This is a genomic window from Nocardia nepalensis (assembly GCF_048910785.1).
Lineage (GTDB): Bacteria > Actinomycetota > Actinomycetes > Mycobacteriales > Mycobacteriaceae > Nocardia > Nocardia nepalensis.
Genome location: NZ_JBKBET010000017.1, coordinates 131,925 through 148,471, shown reverse-complemented (window position 1 = coordinate 148,471; position 16,547 = coordinate 131,925). Strand labels below are relative to the sequence as shown.

Below are 16,547 nucleotides of genomic sequence, written 5' to 3'. Positions count from 1 at the left end.
CGGGTATTCTTGCCCTGATGTCCGATTCCGCCGTGGAGTTTCCCTCGACCGCCTGGGAACGCAGGAAGATCGAGGCGATGAGCCGCATCCAGCAGGTGGCGCTGGATCTGTTCGACGAACACGGGTACCGCAATGTGACGGTGGAGCGGGTCGCGGCGGCGGCCGGTGTGTCGCCGAGTTCGGTCTACCGGTACTTCGGCACCAAGGAGATGCTCGTCCTCTACGACGAGGCCGATCCGCGGGTGCTCGATGTCATGCGGACCGCGGGCGGCGGCGATGCCGTCGAGCCCGCCGAATTGGTGCGCATCGCGCGGCTGATCGTCCCTGTGCTGATCGAGTCGTTGCTGACGCCGGAATCCGAACTCCGGATTCGCAGACGCTTGCAATACGTGGCATCGATTCCGGAGATCAGGGACGGCCAGACCCGCCAGATGCGGGATATGGCAGACCAATTCCGGCTGCTGTTCGCCCAACGCACCGGCCGTGACCCCAACGACCTGGCCATCGGCATCGCGGCGGCGGCCGGGGTATGGGGCGGCGCCGCGGCCCTGGACCATTGGGCCGCAACGGGTTTCACCGAACGTCTCAAGGACGTCTACACCAAGGCGATCGGATCGATCGTCGATTCGATCGAGGTCATGTTCCGGTAGCCACGGTTACCGTGCGGGAGACCGGAGCCCTGCCGATCCGCGGCAGCCACCAGTTCCACCGGCCGAACAACTGCATAAAGGCGGGCACCAACACCAGCCGGACCAGCAATGCGTCGATCGTGACGGCCACGGCCAGCGCGAACCCGATCTGCTTCAGTTCCAGCACATTCGCGGTCAGGAAGCTCGCGAACACCGCGACCATGATGGCAGCCGCCGCGGTGATCGGCCGCGCGGTGCGCTGCAGCCCATCGGCGACCGCGGCGGTATTGTCGCCGGTTTCGTCCCAGCGTTCCTTCATCCGCCGGATCAGGAACACCTCGTAATCCATGGACAGGCCGAACAATACGGCGAACACCAGCATCGGCAGATATACCTGCAGGAATCCGGTGCTGTGGAATCCAAGTGCGGCTTCGCCGACCCCGTGCTGGAATACCGCGACGGTGAGACCGAGCGCCGCGCCGGTGGCCAGCAGATTCAGCAGAATCGCCTCGAGCGCCAACACGATACTGCGGAACGCGATGATCAGGAATGCCAGCGACACCGTCAGCACGAGCGCGATCACCCAGGGGAAGCGGGCGGTGATCCGGTGCGACACATCGGCGAACGATGCGGAAGTACCGCCGACCCGGACCTCGACGCCATCGAGAGCCGTTGCGCGGGAACGGATATCGGAGACCAGATCGGTGGCTGTGGTCGAATCGAATGCTGCCTTGGGTACCACGATGGCGAGCGCTCTGCCATCAGCCTGCTGCGGCAGCACCGTGGCGATGCGCGGATCACGGGACAGCTCGGAGACGAATCGGTTCATGTCGGAACGGGTTTCGTCGCTCAGCGGCCCGCTGTCCGGGCCGGTTGCGACCACCTCGATCGGCGCGAGCAGACCGGGTCCGAAATTCTGTCGCACGAGTTCGGTCGCCTGCCCGGTCGGTCGTGCCGCGAGCGAGGTGAGACCCATATCGACGCCATAGCGGATGCCGGTGATCGGAGCCGCCGCGGCCAGCAGCAGGCCGACACCGATCGCGCCGAAGAGCACCGGGCGTCCCATCACGGTATGCGCCCACCGTGCCCACGCACTCGACGCCGCGGCGGACCGCACCTCGGCGGGACGCAGCCGCAGCGGCAGTGCACCGCGATTCACCGCCGGACCCAGCGTTGCCAACAGAGCGGGCAGCAGGGTGAATGCGGCGATCAGGGTGGCGATGACCGCCACGACCACGCCGGTCGCGACGCCGTTCAGCATCGGCAGCCCGACCACCGACAGCGCGCACAGCGAGATCATCACGATGAATCCCGAGGCCAGGATGGTGCGGCCGGTCGTATCCATGGCGGTGCCGACCGCTGCCGAGGTATCCGCGGTCGATCTTCGGTCGCGCGCGCCGCGCCGGGTCAGTTCCTCGTTGAACCGGCTCACGACGAACATCGCGTAGTCGATCGCGGTGCCGGTGGCGATCATGGTGGCCACCGAGAGCACCAGCGAGTCGAAGGTGAGGAAGGTGGTCAGGCCGAAGAGTGCGCCGACGGCGACCGCGATACCCGCCGCGGTGACCGTGATGGGCAGGGTGGCCGCGACGATCGCGCCGAGGGCCAGCACCAACACCCCCGTCGCCACCGGTAGGCCGATGGCCTCGGCGCGTTGCATATCGGCGGTCTCGATCTCGATGAGATCGGCCTGTGCTGGCGCGAATCCGGTGATCATGGCCTCGACGCCGGAATCCGATGCGGCCGCCAAGCCGGTCTGTAGTCCTCTGGCGATCTCGACGCGTTCGGGTGTCTCGCCATTGACGCCGACGATGCCGAAGGCGGTGTGGCGGTCGGCCGAGATCTGAGCTGCCGCATTGCCTTCGAACGGGCCGATCGCCCCCGCCACACCCGAGGTGGCCCGGGTCGTGTCCAGTGCCCGATCGGTCACCGCACGGAATTCCGGTGCGTCGACGGTGCTTCGGTCCGAGTGGAAGACGATGAGGTCCTGTTCGGTGCCGAAGCGCGCGAAGTGTTCGGCCACAAGATGATCGACGGCAACCGATTCGGAGCCGGGGACCGAGTAGTCGGGCGTGCTGAGGCGGTCGTGCAGGGCCGGATAGGCCGATCCACAGGCGATGGCGAACAGCAGCCAAGCGCCGAGCACTATTCGGCGATGGCGGGCCATCAGCACACCCCAGCGGCCGACCATGCCCAATTTCCCGGGGCGCCTCTCGAACTCCGCTGGGTCCGGCCTGGTCGCGGTCAGCTGAGTCATCGCCCCTCCGGAGGAAAGCAACCTGGGAGTCACTCTCAGGTATTTTTCGCCATCGTAAGGATGGGCGCGTCAAAAGTGCAAGTGACTGTCAGGAATCTGCGCCCGGTGTGGGCAGCAAAAAGCGACCCAGCCCTGGTAGGGCTGGGTCAACTGGAAGTTTGTGGCCGGATAGGAGGCCGGACTCAGCTGGCGGTCGCGGGTGCCCAGTACGCCGTCGCCGCGGCGGAGCGTTTTCGCATGGCGGCGAAGCTGTGGCGAGCGGGGCTGATCAAGGCGGTGAACCATGAACGGCGGTGCTCGGCGAGCGCGGCCGCAACGGCGGGGTGCTTGATGCAGTGCATGCCCCCCGCTCTACCCAGGCGGTGGCGACCCGTCTGGTTGATTTTGGTGCCCAATGGTTGTTCCTTTGCTTGCTGGTGCTGGCCTTGATCGCCACGGCGAAGATTAGTCGAACGAAAGTACTCGGCAGAGTATTTTGCCCAAGTAATGGCCTCGGCGTGTCGGAAAGTTGTCGCCCGCGCGTCCGATTCGACCGGAAATGTTGCGAGATGGTCTCGGCGGAGTCACGGATCGGGCAAATGGCGTTTCAGATGGTGGAATGCGCGGCGCGAGTGGGTATTCAGGCCGATTGGGTGCAGTGTGCGTGCCAGGGGGTTCGGTCGGCACGAGATCGCGGATGCGAGACTGGTCGAATGTTGCGGATCGGCCTCACCGGAGGCATGGGAGCGGGTAAGTCGACGGTGGCGCGGATTCTCGCCGATCTCGGCGCGGTGATCGTCGACTCCGACGTGATCGCCAGGGAGGTCGTCGAACCGGGTACCGAGGGCCTTGCGGCGTTGGTCGACGCGTTCGGGCCGGATATCCTCGCCGCCGACGGCAGTCTGGACCGGCCCGCACTTGCGGCGCGGGCATTCGGGAACGATGACGCGCGCGCGACGCTGAATTCCATTGTCCATCCGCTGGTCGGTAAACGCACCGCGGAATTAATTGCCGCCGCGCCGTCGGATGCGATTCTCGTACAGGATATTCCGCTCTTGGTCGAGAACGGTCTCGCGCCGCTGATGAATCTCGTATTGATTGTCGACGTGCCCGCGGAAATTCGGATTCGGCGACTGGCGGAATTCCGCGGCGTTTCCGAAGCGGATGCGCGGGCGCGTATTTCGGCGCAGGCCACCGATGAACAGCGGCGCGCTGTGGCGGATGTGCTGTTGGACAATAGCGGCGCATCGGGGGAGATCGATCCGGTGGTCCGGCAATTGTGGGCGCAGCGGCTGGTGCCATTCGAAGCCAATCTGCGCACCGGGACACCCGCGCGGCGCAAGGAAGTGCGCGTGGTCCCCGCGAATCCGGAGTGGGCGGTGCAGGCGCAGCGGCTCATCGCTCGGCTGTGGGTGGCCTGCGGTTCGGCGGCGTCGCGGATCGATCACATCGGTTCGACCGCGGTGCCCGGATTACCCGCCAAGGATGTGATCGATCTGCAGATCACCGTCGCGGATCTCATGGCCGCCGACAGATTGCGGGATGCGTTGGGGGCGGCGGGTTTTCCGGTACGGCCGGATATCACCGGCGACAATCCGAAGCCGACGGCGACCGATCCCGCGGGCTCCGATACGGCGTTGTGGGCCAAGCGGTTCCACCAGAGCGCCGATCCCGGGCGGCTGGCCAATGTGCATATACGCGTCGCGGGCTCGCCGGGCCAGGAGTTCGCGCTGCTGTTCCGCGACTGGCTGCGCGCCGACGAGGCGGCGCGCGCGGAGTACCTGGAGGTCAAGCGCGAGGGTGAGGCCAAGGCAGCCGGGTTGACAGGGGAGGCGGCGACCCTGGCCTACCTCGATGTCAAGGAACCTTGGTTCGACGCTGTCTACGACCGGGCCCTGGCCTGGCGCGACAGCGTCGAACACTGATCTGCGCGAAGGCTTTTCGGGCATTCAGAACAGCGCGGCCAGTCGGTCCAGGCTCTGCCCCCAGCCCTGCTCCGCACCGTCCTCGGGACTCAGTGGTCCGGGGGCGAGCAGGTGGAAGGTCATGGTGGTCTTGGCGTCGTCGGTTTCGTCGAAGGTCACCGTGATCACCGATTCGCGCCCGGCGCTGCCGTCGCCGGTCGGATCGCCCCAGGTGAAGACCAGACGTTCGGGTTCGGTGATCTCCCGGAAGACGCCCGCGCTCGGGAAGCTGGTGCCGTCCGCGTCGGCGACCATCGCCGACGCGTAGCGGCCGCCGACCCGCGGCTGCACCACGATGCTCTCGCGTGCTATCGAAAAGCCCTCCGGCCCAGCCCATTCGACGAGTTGGTCGGGATCGAGCCAGGCACGGAAGACCAGCTCGCGCGGTGCGTCGAAGGCGCGGACGATGGTGAATTCGCGGTCGCTCATGAGTGTGTCGTCTCCTCGTGTTCGGGTTGGGGTGCGCGGCTGTCGGCACCGGTCATCCAATCGGGGGCGCCCTCGGGGAATCGGGTGCGGAAGTCCATCAGGCCGACCCAGTTGGGCCGCACCACGATTCGCTCCATTCGCGGCGCCAGCTCGGTCAGGAAGCCGAGGTAGTCGGCGACCGCATCCGCGCCGCCCTTGCCCATGGCCGCCGCGTATTCCGGTGCGAGCCCGTCCATTTCGGATACCTCGGCGCGGCCCCGGATCAGCAGCGTCTCGGGCGGTGCGGAATTGGTGTCGATGGTGATGGCGACATCGGGTCTGGCGCGGATCATTTTCGCTTTCTTGGAGGTTGCGAATCCGGTCATAACCACCTCGGTTCCGTTCCACCAGAAATTGATCGGCAGCACGCGCGGCGTACCATCGGCCGCCGTGAAGGCCAGGCGCGCCGGAATATTCGCCGCCAGCAGGCGCTGGGCCAATTCGGTGTCGAGCAGGCGCACATCGCCCTGGGGCAGGGCTGCGAGATCGGGTGGGTTCGAGGTCATCGAGCGTCCTTTTGCTGTATTCGTCGCAGGTGTTCTTCGAGCCGATCGAAACGGTCGTCCCAGAATTTCCGGTACCGGTCCAGCCAGTCGGTGGCCTCGCCGAGCGGCGCCGCCTCCAGTCGGCACGGGCGCCATTGCGCGTGCTGGCCGCGGGTGATGAGCCCGGCGCGTTCGAGCACCTTCAGGTGTTTCGAGATCGCGGGCAGGCTCATGGCGAACGGTTCCGCGAGTTCGGTGACGCTCGCTTCCCCCTCGGCGAGCCGGGCGAGGATGGCCCGCCTGGTCGGGTCCGCGAGTGCGGCGAAGGTTCGGCTGAGGTCGTCCGTCTTGGGGTTGTCCGTCATGGTCCGGTCGTCCGTCATGGCTGTATTAAACCATCTGGCTAATTAACTGATCGGTTAAATGGTGCGGCGACCGATGTCGGTCTGTCAAGGGGCGAGCGAAAATTCCGGCTACCGCCAGGTCGGCGGTGGTGCTATTGCCAGGTCAGGGTGATGTCGAGCGTGGCAAGCCAGCGCTCGAGCGAATATCCGTTGGCGGCGATGCCGTCGATGGCGACGGACGCGTGTTCGACGGCGGCGGTGGCCTCGGCGAGGGTGATCAATCCCGCGGAGTGCGCGGCGAGTAGTTCGTCCACGTCGAGCAGCTCGGTCTCGCGCTCCGAGCGCACCACGATATCGAGGTAGTGGTCCACCGCCCTCCACTTCTTCGGCCCGACCTGGGTGAATTCGCCGAGATCGAGGTAGTAGTCCTGATCGCGGCGGTGCGTCGGGTGATAGTGGAAGACCGTCACCCGAATGGAAAGCGCGGGCAGCAGCCACGATTCGATGTAGTGGAACTGCGGATGATCCGAGGTGCGCGCCATGTACAGGCCCCACGGTTCGGCGCGGTAGCGCTCGACCGGCCGGATGAAGCCCTTCGGGTCCGTGTTGGTCAGATCCGCGAGGTTGAAGTACTCGACCTTGGGCCTGTGCACGTCCACTGATGGTGCCTGTGTCATGCAAACAGAATCTACCGCCGTTGCGGCCGCGTCGAGCGGTATGGCGGCGGTCTGCTCGACTGCCGGGCTACATCCAGGTCAGCGTGATGTCCTGGGTGGCGAGCCAGGGCTCCACCTCGTGGTCGTGTGCGGCAACGCCCGCTATCGCCTTGGTCGCACGGTCCAGGGCGCGGTGCGCATGTGTCATATCGATCAGACCCGCCGCATGCGCGGCCAGCAACTCGTCGACGCCACGCAGTTCGGCCGAGCGGCCGTGGCGCACCGCGATCTCGAGGTACTGGTCCATGGACTTCCAGCGCTTCGGCTCGATCCGGGTGTACTCGCCGATATGCAGGCAGTAGTCCAGGTCGCGGTGATGACCGGGCTGGTAGTGCGCGATCGTCACGCGCAACCAGAGCTCGGGCAGCAGCCAGGTCTCCAGGTATTGGATCCGCGGACCGTTGACGGTGCGTGCCACGTACAGACCCCACGGCTCGACGTGCACACGGTCGATCGGCCGCACGTACCCCTTGGGGTCGGTCATGGTCAGTTCGGCGATATTGAAGTGCTCTACCTGGGGTCTCAGCTGGGTTGTCATCGGTGATCCCGGTGCGGCGGTGGTAGGGGATGGCTGGTGTAGGGGGGTAATCCCGCGGAAGTCTCGCGCGACATAACCGGCAATACCGGTAACAGCGGGCGCGGCGGCAAGCAATGGAATCAGAGCGCTCATGGCCTCATCCTCAGTCCGACAACCAAACTAGGCTACACCCGGAACGAGCGGTGCGCGCCCGGCGAATTTCATTGCGGCACCGACATTCAGGACAGGTAACAGATTGCGCATCGGCGCTGCTCCGGGGCGGTGCGCTAGATCGCGCAACGGCGATTCGATCGTGATCCGGATGCCGGCGCGACCTCGACCGGCCACCGATGGGAATGGGGCGTCCGCCGGGGCCGCGAATCTGTCGGTGCCTGGGCCTAGGCTGGGGACCATGGCATTCGCAACCGAAATCCCGGCGGAAGGCTACGAGGACCGGGGCACCCCACTGGCGCATTCGCAGTTCCGTCCGGTCGGGGAGATCGAGCGGGCCGATGGGCATTTCCAGGTCGTCAGCGAACATCGCCCCGCGGGCGATCAGCCCGCGGCCATCGAGGAGCTCGAGCGCCGCATCAAGGCGGGCGAGCGCGATGTAGTGCTGCTCGGCGCGACCGGTACCGGTAAGTCGGCGACCACCGCGTGGCTCATCGAGCGGCTACAGCGGCCGACCCTGGTGATGGCCCCGAACAAGACCCTCGCCGCGCAGCTGGCCAATGAGCTGCGAGAGATGTTGCCCAACAACGCCGTCGAGTACTTCGTCTCGTACTACGACTACTACCAACCCGAGGCGTACATCGCGCAGACCGATACCTATATCGAGAAGGACAGCTCGATCAACGACGACGTCGAGCGGCTGCGGCATTCGGCCACCTCGAGTCTGTTGTCGCGCCGCGATGTCGTGGTGGTCGCGTCGGTGTCGTGCATCTACGGTCTCGGCACGCCACAGTCGTATCTGGATCGGTCGGTGCAACTGGAGGTGGGCACCGAGATCGATCGCGACGCATTCCTGCGGCTGCTGGTCGACGTGCAGTACACCCGCAACGACATGTCCTTCACCCGCGGTTCGTTCCGAGTGCGCGGCGACACCGTCGAGATCATCCCGTCCTATGAGGAACTCGCGGTCCGGATCGAATTCTTCGGCGACGAGATCGAGGCGCTCTACTACCTGCATCCGCTCACCGGCGATGTGGTGCGACAGGTCGATACCGTCCGGATCTTCCCGGCCACGCACTATGTGGCGGGTCCGGAGCGGATGGAACGCGCGGTCCGCGATATCGAGCAGGAACTCGAGGAACGCCTCGCCGAACTGGAACGCCAGGGCAAGCTGTTGGAGGCGCAGCGGCTGCGGATGCGCACCCAGTACGACTTGGAGATGATCCGGCAGGTCGGATTCTGCTCGGGCATCGAGAACTACTCACGCCATATCGACGGGCGCGCAGCTGGTTCCGCGCCCGCGACGCTGCTGGACTACTTCCCGGAGGACTTCCTGCTCGTCATCGACGAGTCACATGTCACCGTCCCGCAGATCGGCGGCATGTACGAGGGCGATATGTCGCGCAAGCGCAATCTGGTCGAGTACGGGTTCCGGCTGCCGTCGGCCATCGATAACCGACCGCTCACCTGGGAGGAGTTCGCCGAGCGGATCGGGCAGGCGGTCTATCTGTCGGCGACCCCGGGTCCGTACGAACTCGGCCAGGCCGGTGGTGAGGTCGTCGAACAGGTGATCCGTCCGACGGGTCTGGTCGATCCGCATGTGGTGGTCAAGCCGACCAAGGGGCAGATCGATGATCTGCTGCACGAGATCCGGCTGCGGACCGAGCGCGACGAGCGGGTGCTCGTCACCACGTTGACCAAGAAGATGGCCGAGGACCTCACCGATTACCTGCTGGGACTCGGTGTGCGGGTGCGGTACCTGCATTCAGAGATCGACACGCTGCGCCGGGTCGAGCTGCTGCGGCAGCTGCGGCTCGGCGAGTACGACGTGCTGGTCGGCATCAACCTGCTCCGCGAGGGCCTGGACCTGCCCGAGGTGTCGCTGGTCGCGATCCTGGACGCGGACAAGGAGGGCTTCCTGCGCAGCAGCACCAGCCTCATCCAGACCATCGGCCGCGCGGCGCGCAACGTCTCCGGTGAAGTGCACATGTACGCGGACAAGATCACCGATTCGATGCGGCACGCCATCGATGAGACCGAGCGCCGCCGGGCCAAGCAGGTCGCCTACAACGAGTCGATGGGCATCGACCCGCAACCGCTGCGCAAGAAGATCGCCGACATCCTGGACCAGGTGTATCAGGAGGCCGACGACAGCGAGGTGGCCGTCGGTGGATCGGGCCGCAATGTCAGCCGCGGCCGCCGCGCCCAGGGCGAGCCGGGTCGGGCGGTGAGCGCGGGGGTGTTCGAAGGCCGCGACGTCAAATCCATGCCGCGGGCCGAATTGGCGGATCTGGTCAAGGAACTCACCGCGCAGATGATGAATGCGGCGCGGGAACTGCAGTTCGAGCTGGCCGGACGGCTACGGGACGAGATCGCGGATCTGAAGAAGGAACTGCGCGGGATGGATGCCGCGGGGTTGAGTTGAGCGGCGGCGTCTCTCGACGCCGCCGAACTCGGTGTGGTTCAGCTCTGGGTGGCCAGCCATTCGTTGACGCGGCGCTCGGCCTCTTCACGGGAGACGTTCTCGACCTTGGTCAGCACCGCCCAGCGGTGGCCGAAGGGGTCGATGACCACGCCGAAGCGGTCGCCGGTGACGAAGGTCTGCGGCTCCTCCGCGCTGCGGGCGCCGTTTTCGACGGCGCGCTTGATGACCGCGTCGACGTCGGGGCAGTAGTGCACGATCGAGGTGTGCACCCATTCGCCGTTGGGGGCCAGGACGTTGTTGTCCGGAATGGGCATGCCCAGCTGCAGTGTCGAGTCGCCGATCTTCAGTTCGGCGTGCGCGGGCTGGCCGTCGGGGAGATCGTTGCGGCTGATCACCTCTGCCTCGAAGACGTTGGAATAGAACTCGATTGCCTTGTTGCCGTCGGGGACGGCCAGGAAGCAGGTGATGGAGTGATAGCCGTCGGCAATGGGGTTCACGGTGTCGGTATTCGCGGTTTCGGTCATGCGGATAAGCCTGGTCGATCGCGACTGAATGGTCTTGTAAGAAAGCGACAGCGGTGACCGAGGTGGACGATGCGCCGGTGCCGGTGCCAGCGCCCGACGACGTGAAGGGCATCCTGCATCCGGACGAGCAGGCCAGGCATCGGTCGCTGGCGCGGTTATCCGCCGGACCCGAGGTCGGCCGGTTCGTCGAGTGGTATTGGTCGGTGCGCTGGGATCTGACCGGCAGACCGCCGTATCACGCCGAGGTGCTGCCGTTCCCGTGCGTGAACGTCACCTTCGAGCGCACCGAAGCCCGCACCGGCGGTTTCGTCAACGGCGTGTGCACGACGAAGTTCGTACGGGAGCTCAGCGGTGCGGGGGAGACCTTCGGCGTACGGTTCCGGGCGGGCGGTTTCGGCGCATTCACCGGTCTGCATGTGGGTGCGTTCCGGGATAGCGCGGTGCCGCTCACCGAGGTGCTGCCGGAGGCCGAGGGTCTGACCGAGCGCGTGCTCGCCGACGCATCGGATACCAAGCGCCGCACCATCATCGAGGATTTTCTGATCGGCCGCCGGGCCGCGGCGGACCCCAACTATCGGCTGGTGCTGCGCATCGTCGCCGCCATGGAACAGGACCAAGAACTGACCCGAGTCGATCAGGTCACCGACCGGTTCGATATCCCGATCCGCACATTGCAGCGGATGTTTCGGCGCTATGTCGGGGCGGGGCCGAAATGGGTATTGCGCCGATACCGGCTCCAGGACGGCGCCGATCTGCTGGCGCGCGGACGCACCGAAGATCTGGCCGCGCTGGCCGCCGAGTTGGGCTATTTCGATCAAGCACATTTCTCGCGAGAGTTCACCGCGGAAGTCGGAATGGCGCCGCTGGAATATGCCAAGAATTCCCTGCGCTCCCGCAACGAGGTGACCGCGAAGGTCATTCCGACCAGAATGTAGCCGCAGTTCGGCGTTAGGGCATTTCACCCGGAGCGAGCCGATGACGGGCTATGCGTTCCTCGGATAGCGGCCATGTTTCGGGATATGTGATGAATATCCCAGGCGCGCAAGAACGTTCGGAGTCGGTTGTGATGGATCACAAGTAGCGGACCCGAAAATTAGATCCGCCCAGGTCGCAACGGCCCTTCCGGCATTCGTCAGACGAAGCTGTGTCGGTAAAGCCGGGAGACCCCGGAGTGTGATGTGTTGCGATTTCTGCTATTTCCGGCCGATTTGCCGCTATGGTCGACCCCAGTCGCCGCGCTGGTGCCACGACTCCAGAGTGGCACCGGTGTAGGCACCCGACACCACAGTTGGAGGAGAAATGACCGCCTACCGGACCATTGTCGTCGGTACCGATGGCTCGGACTCGTCGTACGTCGCCGTCGACAAGGCCGCATCGCTGGCCGGGGCCGCGGGTGCGACCCTGGTCGTTGCCTGCGCGTACTACCCGACCGACGATCGCGACGTCGCCGCCGCCGCCGATGTGCTCAAGGACGAGGCCTACCAGGTCCGCGGCTCCGCGCCCACCAACGAGATCCTGCGCACCGCCCGAGACCGGGCGACCGCGGAGGGGGCCAAGGAGATCGTCGAGCGGGCGATCGTCGGTGAGCCCGTCGAGTCGCTGCTCGCGCTCGTCAAGGAGGTACAGGCCGATCTGCTCGTCGTCGGTAACCGGGGGCTGAACACCCTGGCCGGGCGGCTGCTGGGATCGGTGCCTTCGGATGTGGCGCGCAAGTCGCGTTCGGATGTGCTGATCGTGCACACCGTCAGGTAGCCAGACCGCGACGACAGCCGCACATCCCCCCAGCAGTCGGGGAATGTGCGGCTGTCGTGTTCACGGTCGGGCCGAGTCAGTGCAATGCGCCGAGCACCGGTGGTAGTTCCGCGGTGTGCACCACGCCGAGTCGTTGGGTCGCTCGGGTCAGTGCCACGTAGAGGTCGTTGAGTCCGCGCGGTGATTCGTCGAGGATGTCCTGGGGTTCGACCAGATAGACCGCGTCGAATTCCAGACCCTTCACATCATGCACCGTCAGCACTCGCACGGATTCGCCCGCCAGCTCGGCGAAATCCGCGACCAGCGCGTGCGGTGTGATGACCGCGGTGGTGCCCGGACCCGTCTCCGCCGCGACCAATTGTGCGACCGCACCGCGCAATTCGCCCGCCTCGACGGCGTGCGCGCGTGGTTTCACCCCCGTCTCCCGCACCGATCGCGGCACCGCCGCGCCCGGATCGATCTCGGCGAGCACATCGGCCGCGATCGCCATGATCTCCGCCGGGGTCCGGTAGTTCACGGTCAACTCGGTGAGCTTCCACCGTTTCGCCACATAGGGTTCCAGCATCCGCTGCCAGGATGACGCACCCGCCGGATCGCCGGTCTGGGCGACATCGCCGACCACCGTGACCCACCGGTTCGGAATGCGGCGCATCACCATCCGCCAGGCCATCTCCGAAAGTTCCTGCGCCTCATCGACGATCACGTGCCCGTAGGTCCAATTGCGGTCGCCCGCCGCGCGTTCCGCGGTGGTCTGCCGGTTGCGCACATCCTGACGTTCGGCCAGCTGGCTGGCGTCGATCAGGTCGTAGGCCATCAGGATCTCCGGATCGAGTTCGTCCTCGAGATCCTGTGGCGCGGAACCGGTCAGGATGTCGAGCGCATCCTGGGCCTCGGCCAGCTGGGCCCGCCAGCGGCGGCGGGCGCGTTCGCGTTCCTCGGTGTCATCGATGCCGAGCAGTTCGGCGAGCTCGTCTAGCAGCGGCGCGTCGGGTGCGCTGAATTCACCATCGTCCGAACGCACCAACTCGGCCCGATCATCCGGGGCCAAAGTGCTGGCGACCCGGTCGAGTCGCTTCGGATCGGCCAGCAGATCCGCGAGCACCTCCTGCGGTGACAAGATCGGCCACAGCTTGCCGATGGCCGCCTGGATCTCCGGATCGGCCCGCATTTCGTCCCGGATCTCGGCGAGATCGGTTCGGCTGAGCAGACTTTCCTTACCCGCCCCGTCGGCTGCGCCTCCTGCCATCCCCCGGTGGCCACCGGACAGATCCGCGCCCATGGTCTGGGCCAGCTGTTCGGTGAGAGCGTCGATGACCGAGGAGGCGAAGATCGGCCGGGCCAGGTTGTGCGGGCGCCGCGATGAGCGGGCGCGGCCGCGCGCCTTGGTGGCGATCTTGCGGTCGAGGGTGACCGGGTAGCCGTCGAAAGCGAGCCGGATCGGTTCGGACGGCACTTCCTGGCGGTCGCGCACCGCCTGCTTGAGCACCTCCAACATGGCCAGCGAGCCCTTGATCTCACCGGCGCGCAGCGAATCCTCGCGGGTTGCCTTCACACCCGGATACAGATCGCCGATGGTGGACAGCAGCACACCGGTCTCACCGAGCGAGGGCAGCACCTGTCCGATGTAATCGAGGAAGGTGGCGTTCGGACCGATGATCAGCACGCCGCTCTTGGCCAGCTGCTGGCGATAGGTGTAGAGCAGGTAGGCCGCGCGATGCAGTGCGACAGCGGTCTTGCCGGTGCCGGGACCGCCCTGCACCACCAGCACGCTCTTGTGCTCGGAGCGGATGATCGCGTCCTGCTCGCTCTGGATGGTCTCGACGATGTCGTTCATATGGCCGGTGCGGGCGGCGTTGAGCGCCGAGAGCAGCGCGCTCTCGCTGCCGACCCCGCCAGCGCTATCGGTCACGCCCGCGATGCGGGCGGCGTCGAGGTTCAGGTATTCGTCGTTGATGGCCGTGACCCGCCGATTGCGGGACCGGATATGTCGACGTCGGATCACCCCGTCCGGGGCGGCGGTGGTCGCGAGATAGAACGGACGGGCAAGGGGCGCACGCCAATCCAGCAGCAGCGTCTCGTAATCGTCCTTCTCGTCGAGTATGCCGAGGCGGCCGATGTAGCGGTACTCGCCATCCGAGGAGTCACCGTCGAGGTCGATGCGGCCGAAACACAGGCCGTGTTCGGCGGCATCGTATTTGGCCAGATCCTCGGAGTAGAGCTGGCTGAACGATTCGCGTTCGGTGCGGGCCTGCGGGGTGCCACCGGTTTCCAGCAGGACGGTGCGCAGCCGATTCGTGGCGTATTCGCGCATACCGTCGAGTCGTTCATAGAGCACGGACAGATAGACCTGCTCCTGGTCGATCTCGCGGTTCCGCTCGGGCGCGCCGTCATCGGTGGCACGGTCCTGCGTGAGGCGGTCGGGCAAACTGAACTCCTTGTCACCGCGATGAGCCGGTGCACACGCAGGATACGGTGCACTCGAACGCCATAGAAAACGGAGTTATCGAGTCTACTGCTGGTTCGGCGCGATCGCTGTAACCGCAGGTAGAGGGTCTGTGGCTAGCACCGGGGCGAAGTGCTGGACGACAGGGAACGGGTCGTAGAAGTGGTGCAGCAGCTGCTTCCAGCGCTGGTATCCCGGGGACCCGCGGAAACCCTCGACATGATCGGCCAGCCGTTCCCATCCCACCAGCAGCAGATACGTGTCGGGCGCCTCGACGCAACGCGACAGCGACAGCGACCGGAAGCCCGGCATGCTCTCGATAATCGGTCTGGCCTCGGCGAACGCCGCCTCGAAGGCCGCCGACTGTTCGGGGCGCACGGGCAGCAGGGCGTGTTCGATGATCATGAAAAACCTTCAGGAAGCGTGGGTGTTATTCGGCCTGCGGCCCAGTGGGTCGCCTTCCCGGTGTCCGGTCGGCTTGGCCCGGTACATCGCCAGATCGGCGTCGTGCAGCACCGCCTCGGGTGTGCGGTTGTCGCCCTCCTCGAGTTCGGTGACGCCGATCGAGGCGTTCACCTCGATCCGGTGTCCACGGGCGATGATCGGTTCGGCCATGGTCGAACGCAGGCGGCGCACCAGGGAGTCGATATCGACGCGCCGGGTCCGTCCGGACAGCAGCACCAGGAATTCGTCGCCGCCGAGCCGTCCGACCAGATCGGTGCCGCGCAGCGCGCGCTGCAGCCGCTGCGCCACGATCTGTAGAACGGTGTCGCCGATCGCGTGGCCGAGGGTGTCGTTGATCGCCTTGAAGCCGTCCAGGTCGATGAACAGCACCGTCGAGACCGGCAGATCCTCGCTGGTGGCCAGGGCGCTGGCGAGCTGGGACAGGATCAACGCGCGGTTGGCCAGTCCGGTCAGCGAGTCGTGGGTGGCCTGGTACTCCAATTGCCTTCGGCTGGCCCGGAATTCGGTGATATCGGCGAAGGACGACACCGCGGGCGAATCCGGATCGCCCGGATTGAGCAGGCGCGAGCTGCCCGAGAGCCAGCGGCGCTGCCCATCGTGGCGGTCGACGCCGAAGATGTAACCGGTGATCGTCTCGCCGGTCGCCAGGGTCCGCGCGACCGGATGCCTGCTCGGCGGCAGCGGCTGGGCATTGGCGTCGAGCAGCACCAGCGGCAGTTCGTCGATGGTGGCGCCGATGAGTTCGCGGCGGTCGTCGGTGCCGAAGATGCGCACGGCCGCGGGATTGGCCGATTCGATGCGGCCGTCCCGGTCGATCACCACCACCCCCTCCTCCAGCTGCGAGACGACGGTAGTGAAGTGCTGTTCGGCCCGGCGCTGCGCGGCCTCGGCGGCGCGCTGGGCGGTGAGATCGTGGATGACCACCTGATAGGCCAGATGGTCGTGCCATGCGGTGAGCACCGACACCGTCTCGACCGGGACGGTCTCGCCGTCGACGCGGATCAGCTGCATTTCGGTGGGTGCGGAGGCGGCGCCGGCGATGGTCAGCTGGCTGATGCGGTCGAGCATGCCGGGCACCGAATCGGGATGGACGAAACGGGTGAGCGGCGCTCCGATGATCTGGTCGGCGCTCTCGGCCGCGAGCATGCGCACGGTGGCCTGGTTGGCGTAGACGACGGTGCCGCGCTCGTGCACCACGATCCCGTCCGGGGTGTGTTCGACCAGGGACCGATAGCGCTGCGCCAGCTGCTCGGCGTCGACCCCGACGTCGGCTTCCCTGTCCTGATCCACTCGAACCCCCGATCGTCGACCCAATCATGGCCATTGGAACATGGGATTATTCTGGTATCGACGTGTACAAGATCACATCATCCACGCTATTGCTTCGATCACAGTTCGGGCACTCCAT

General features: G+C 66.1%; 16 protein-coding genes. 5 read left to right on the top strand and 11 right to left on the bottom strand.

All coding sequences use genetic code 11. The features are described 5' to 3' along the window. The first annotated feature begins 17 nt into the window (after positions 1 to 17). Positions 18 to 650 carry a TetR/AcrR family transcriptional regulator gene (locus ACHQ4I_RS10220; protein ID WP_420771443.1) on the top strand — a complete coding sequence of 211 codons (633 nt, stop codon included), beginning with the start codon at positions 18 to 20 and terminating at the stop codon, positions 648 to 650. On the opposite strand, the gene ACHQ4I_RS10215 is transcribed toward ACHQ4I_RS10220, so the two are convergent. Both ACHQ4I_RS10215 and ACHQ4I_RS10210 read right to left on the bottom strand, forming a co-directional pair. Continuing rightward, entirely contained in the window at positions 637 to 2,886 is a 2,250-nt protein-coding gene (locus ACHQ4I_RS10215) for an MMPL family transporter (RefSeq protein WP_420771442.1), read from the bottom strand. The genes ACHQ4I_RS10220 and ACHQ4I_RS10215 overlap by 14 nt on opposite strands. Before the next feature lie 182 nt (positions 2,887 to 3,068). Beyond that, on the bottom strand, positions 3,069 to 3,227 hold the full coding sequence (locus ACHQ4I_RS10210) for a hypothetical protein (protein WP_420771441.1): 159 nt from the start codon (positions 3,225 to 3,227) through the stop codon (positions 3,069 to 3,071). 351 nt (positions 3,228 to 3,578) lie between these two features. Here ACHQ4I_RS10210 and coaE point away from each other — a divergent pair, with 351 nt between their 5' ends. Beyond that, positions 3,579 to 4,790 (top strand): dephospho-CoA kinase, encoded by a 1,212-nt coding sequence (gene coaE, locus ACHQ4I_RS10205; RefSeq protein WP_420771440.1) that lies wholly within the window; start codon positions 3,579 to 3,581, stop codon positions 4,788 to 4,790. A 24-nt stretch (positions 4,791 to 4,814) separates the two neighbouring features. Here coaE and ACHQ4I_RS10200 read toward each other — a convergent pair whose 3' ends face one another. From ACHQ4I_RS10200 to ACHQ4I_RS10180, 5 genes are all read right to left on the bottom strand, one after another. Then, positions 4,815 to 5,258: an SRPBCC family protein gene (locus ACHQ4I_RS10200; RefSeq protein WP_420771439.1), complete on the bottom strand. Its 444-nt coding sequence runs from the start codon at positions 5,256 to 5,258 to the stop codon at positions 4,815 to 4,817. After that, entirely contained in the window at positions 5,255 to 5,803 is a 549-nt protein-coding gene (locus ACHQ4I_RS10195; RefSeq protein WP_420771438.1) for a pyridoxamine 5'-phosphate oxidase family protein, read from the bottom strand. The genes ACHQ4I_RS10200 and ACHQ4I_RS10195 overlap by 4 nt, the downstream gene beginning before the upstream one ends. Continuing rightward, complete coding sequence (locus ACHQ4I_RS10190; RefSeq protein ID WP_420771437.1) at positions 5,800 to 6,165, bottom strand: ArsR/SmtB family transcription factor; 366 nt, start codon at positions 6,163 to 6,165, stop codon at positions 5,800 to 5,802. The genes ACHQ4I_RS10195 and ACHQ4I_RS10190 overlap by 4 nt, the downstream gene beginning before the upstream one ends. Before the next feature lie 113 nt (positions 6,166 to 6,278). Further along, positions 6,279 to 6,803: a ribonuclease FAU-1 family protein gene (locus tag ACHQ4I_RS10185; RefSeq protein WP_420771436.1), complete on the bottom strand. Its 525-nt coding sequence runs from the start codon at positions 6,801 to 6,803 to the stop codon at positions 6,279 to 6,281. Between the two features lie 67 nt (positions 6,804 to 6,870). Continuing rightward, positions 6,871 to 7,512 carry a ribonuclease FAU-1 family protein gene (locus ACHQ4I_RS10180; protein ID WP_420771435.1) on the bottom strand — a complete coding sequence of 214 codons (642 nt, stop codon included), beginning with the start codon at positions 7,510 to 7,512 and terminating at the stop codon, positions 6,871 to 6,873. A gap of 259 nt (positions 7,513 to 7,771) precedes the next feature. Between ACHQ4I_RS10180 and uvrB the strand changes: the two genes are divergently transcribed. After that, the gene (gene uvrB, locus ACHQ4I_RS10175) at positions 7,772 to 9,955 is read left to right on the top strand and encodes an excinuclease ABC subunit UvrB (protein ID WP_420771434.1); all 2,184 of its coding nucleotides are present in this window, start codon (positions 7,772 to 7,774) and stop codon (positions 9,953 to 9,955) included. A 38-nt stretch (positions 9,956 to 9,993) separates the two neighbouring features. Here uvrB and ACHQ4I_RS10170 read toward each other — a convergent pair whose 3' ends face one another. Beyond that, complete coding sequence (locus ACHQ4I_RS10170) at positions 9,994 to 10,479, bottom strand: VOC family protein (protein WP_420771433.1); 486 nt, start codon at positions 10,477 to 10,479, stop codon at positions 9,994 to 9,996. Positions 10,480 to 10,532: 53 nt separating this feature from the next. Between ACHQ4I_RS10170 and ACHQ4I_RS10165 the strand changes: the two genes are divergently transcribed. Next, on the top strand, positions 10,533 to 11,414 hold the full coding sequence (locus tag ACHQ4I_RS10165) for an AraC family transcriptional regulator (RefSeq protein WP_420771432.1): 882 nt from the start codon (positions 10,533 to 10,535) through the stop codon (positions 11,412 to 11,414). A 364-nt stretch (positions 11,415 to 11,778) separates the two neighbouring features. Beyond that, a complete protein-coding gene (locus ACHQ4I_RS10160) occupies positions 11,779 to 12,231 on the top strand; it encodes a universal stress protein (RefSeq protein ID WP_420771431.1) in 453 nt (150 codons plus the stop codon). A 76-nt stretch (positions 12,232 to 12,307) separates the two neighbouring features. Here ACHQ4I_RS10160 and ACHQ4I_RS10155 read toward each other — a convergent pair whose 3' ends face one another. The 3 genes from ACHQ4I_RS10155 to ACHQ4I_RS10145 form a co-directional block, all read right to left on the bottom strand. Further along, a complete protein-coding gene (locus ACHQ4I_RS10155; RefSeq protein ID WP_420771430.1) occupies positions 12,308 to 14,656 on the bottom strand; it encodes a HelD family protein in 2,349 nt (782 codons plus the stop codon). A gap of 84 nt (positions 14,657 to 14,740) precedes the next feature. Further along, positions 14,741 to 15,079: an antibiotic biosynthesis monooxygenase family protein gene (locus ACHQ4I_RS10150; RefSeq protein WP_420771429.1), complete on the bottom strand. Its 339-nt coding sequence runs from the start codon at positions 15,077 to 15,079 to the stop codon at positions 14,741 to 14,743. 9 nt (positions 15,080 to 15,088) lie between these two features. Continuing rightward, the gene (locus ACHQ4I_RS10145; RefSeq protein ID WP_420771428.1) at positions 15,089 to 16,429 is read right to left on the bottom strand and encodes a diguanylate cyclase domain-containing protein; all 1,341 of its coding nucleotides are present in this window, start codon (positions 16,427 to 16,429) and stop codon (positions 15,089 to 15,091) included. Positions 16,430 to 16,547: the final 118 nt, after the last annotated feature.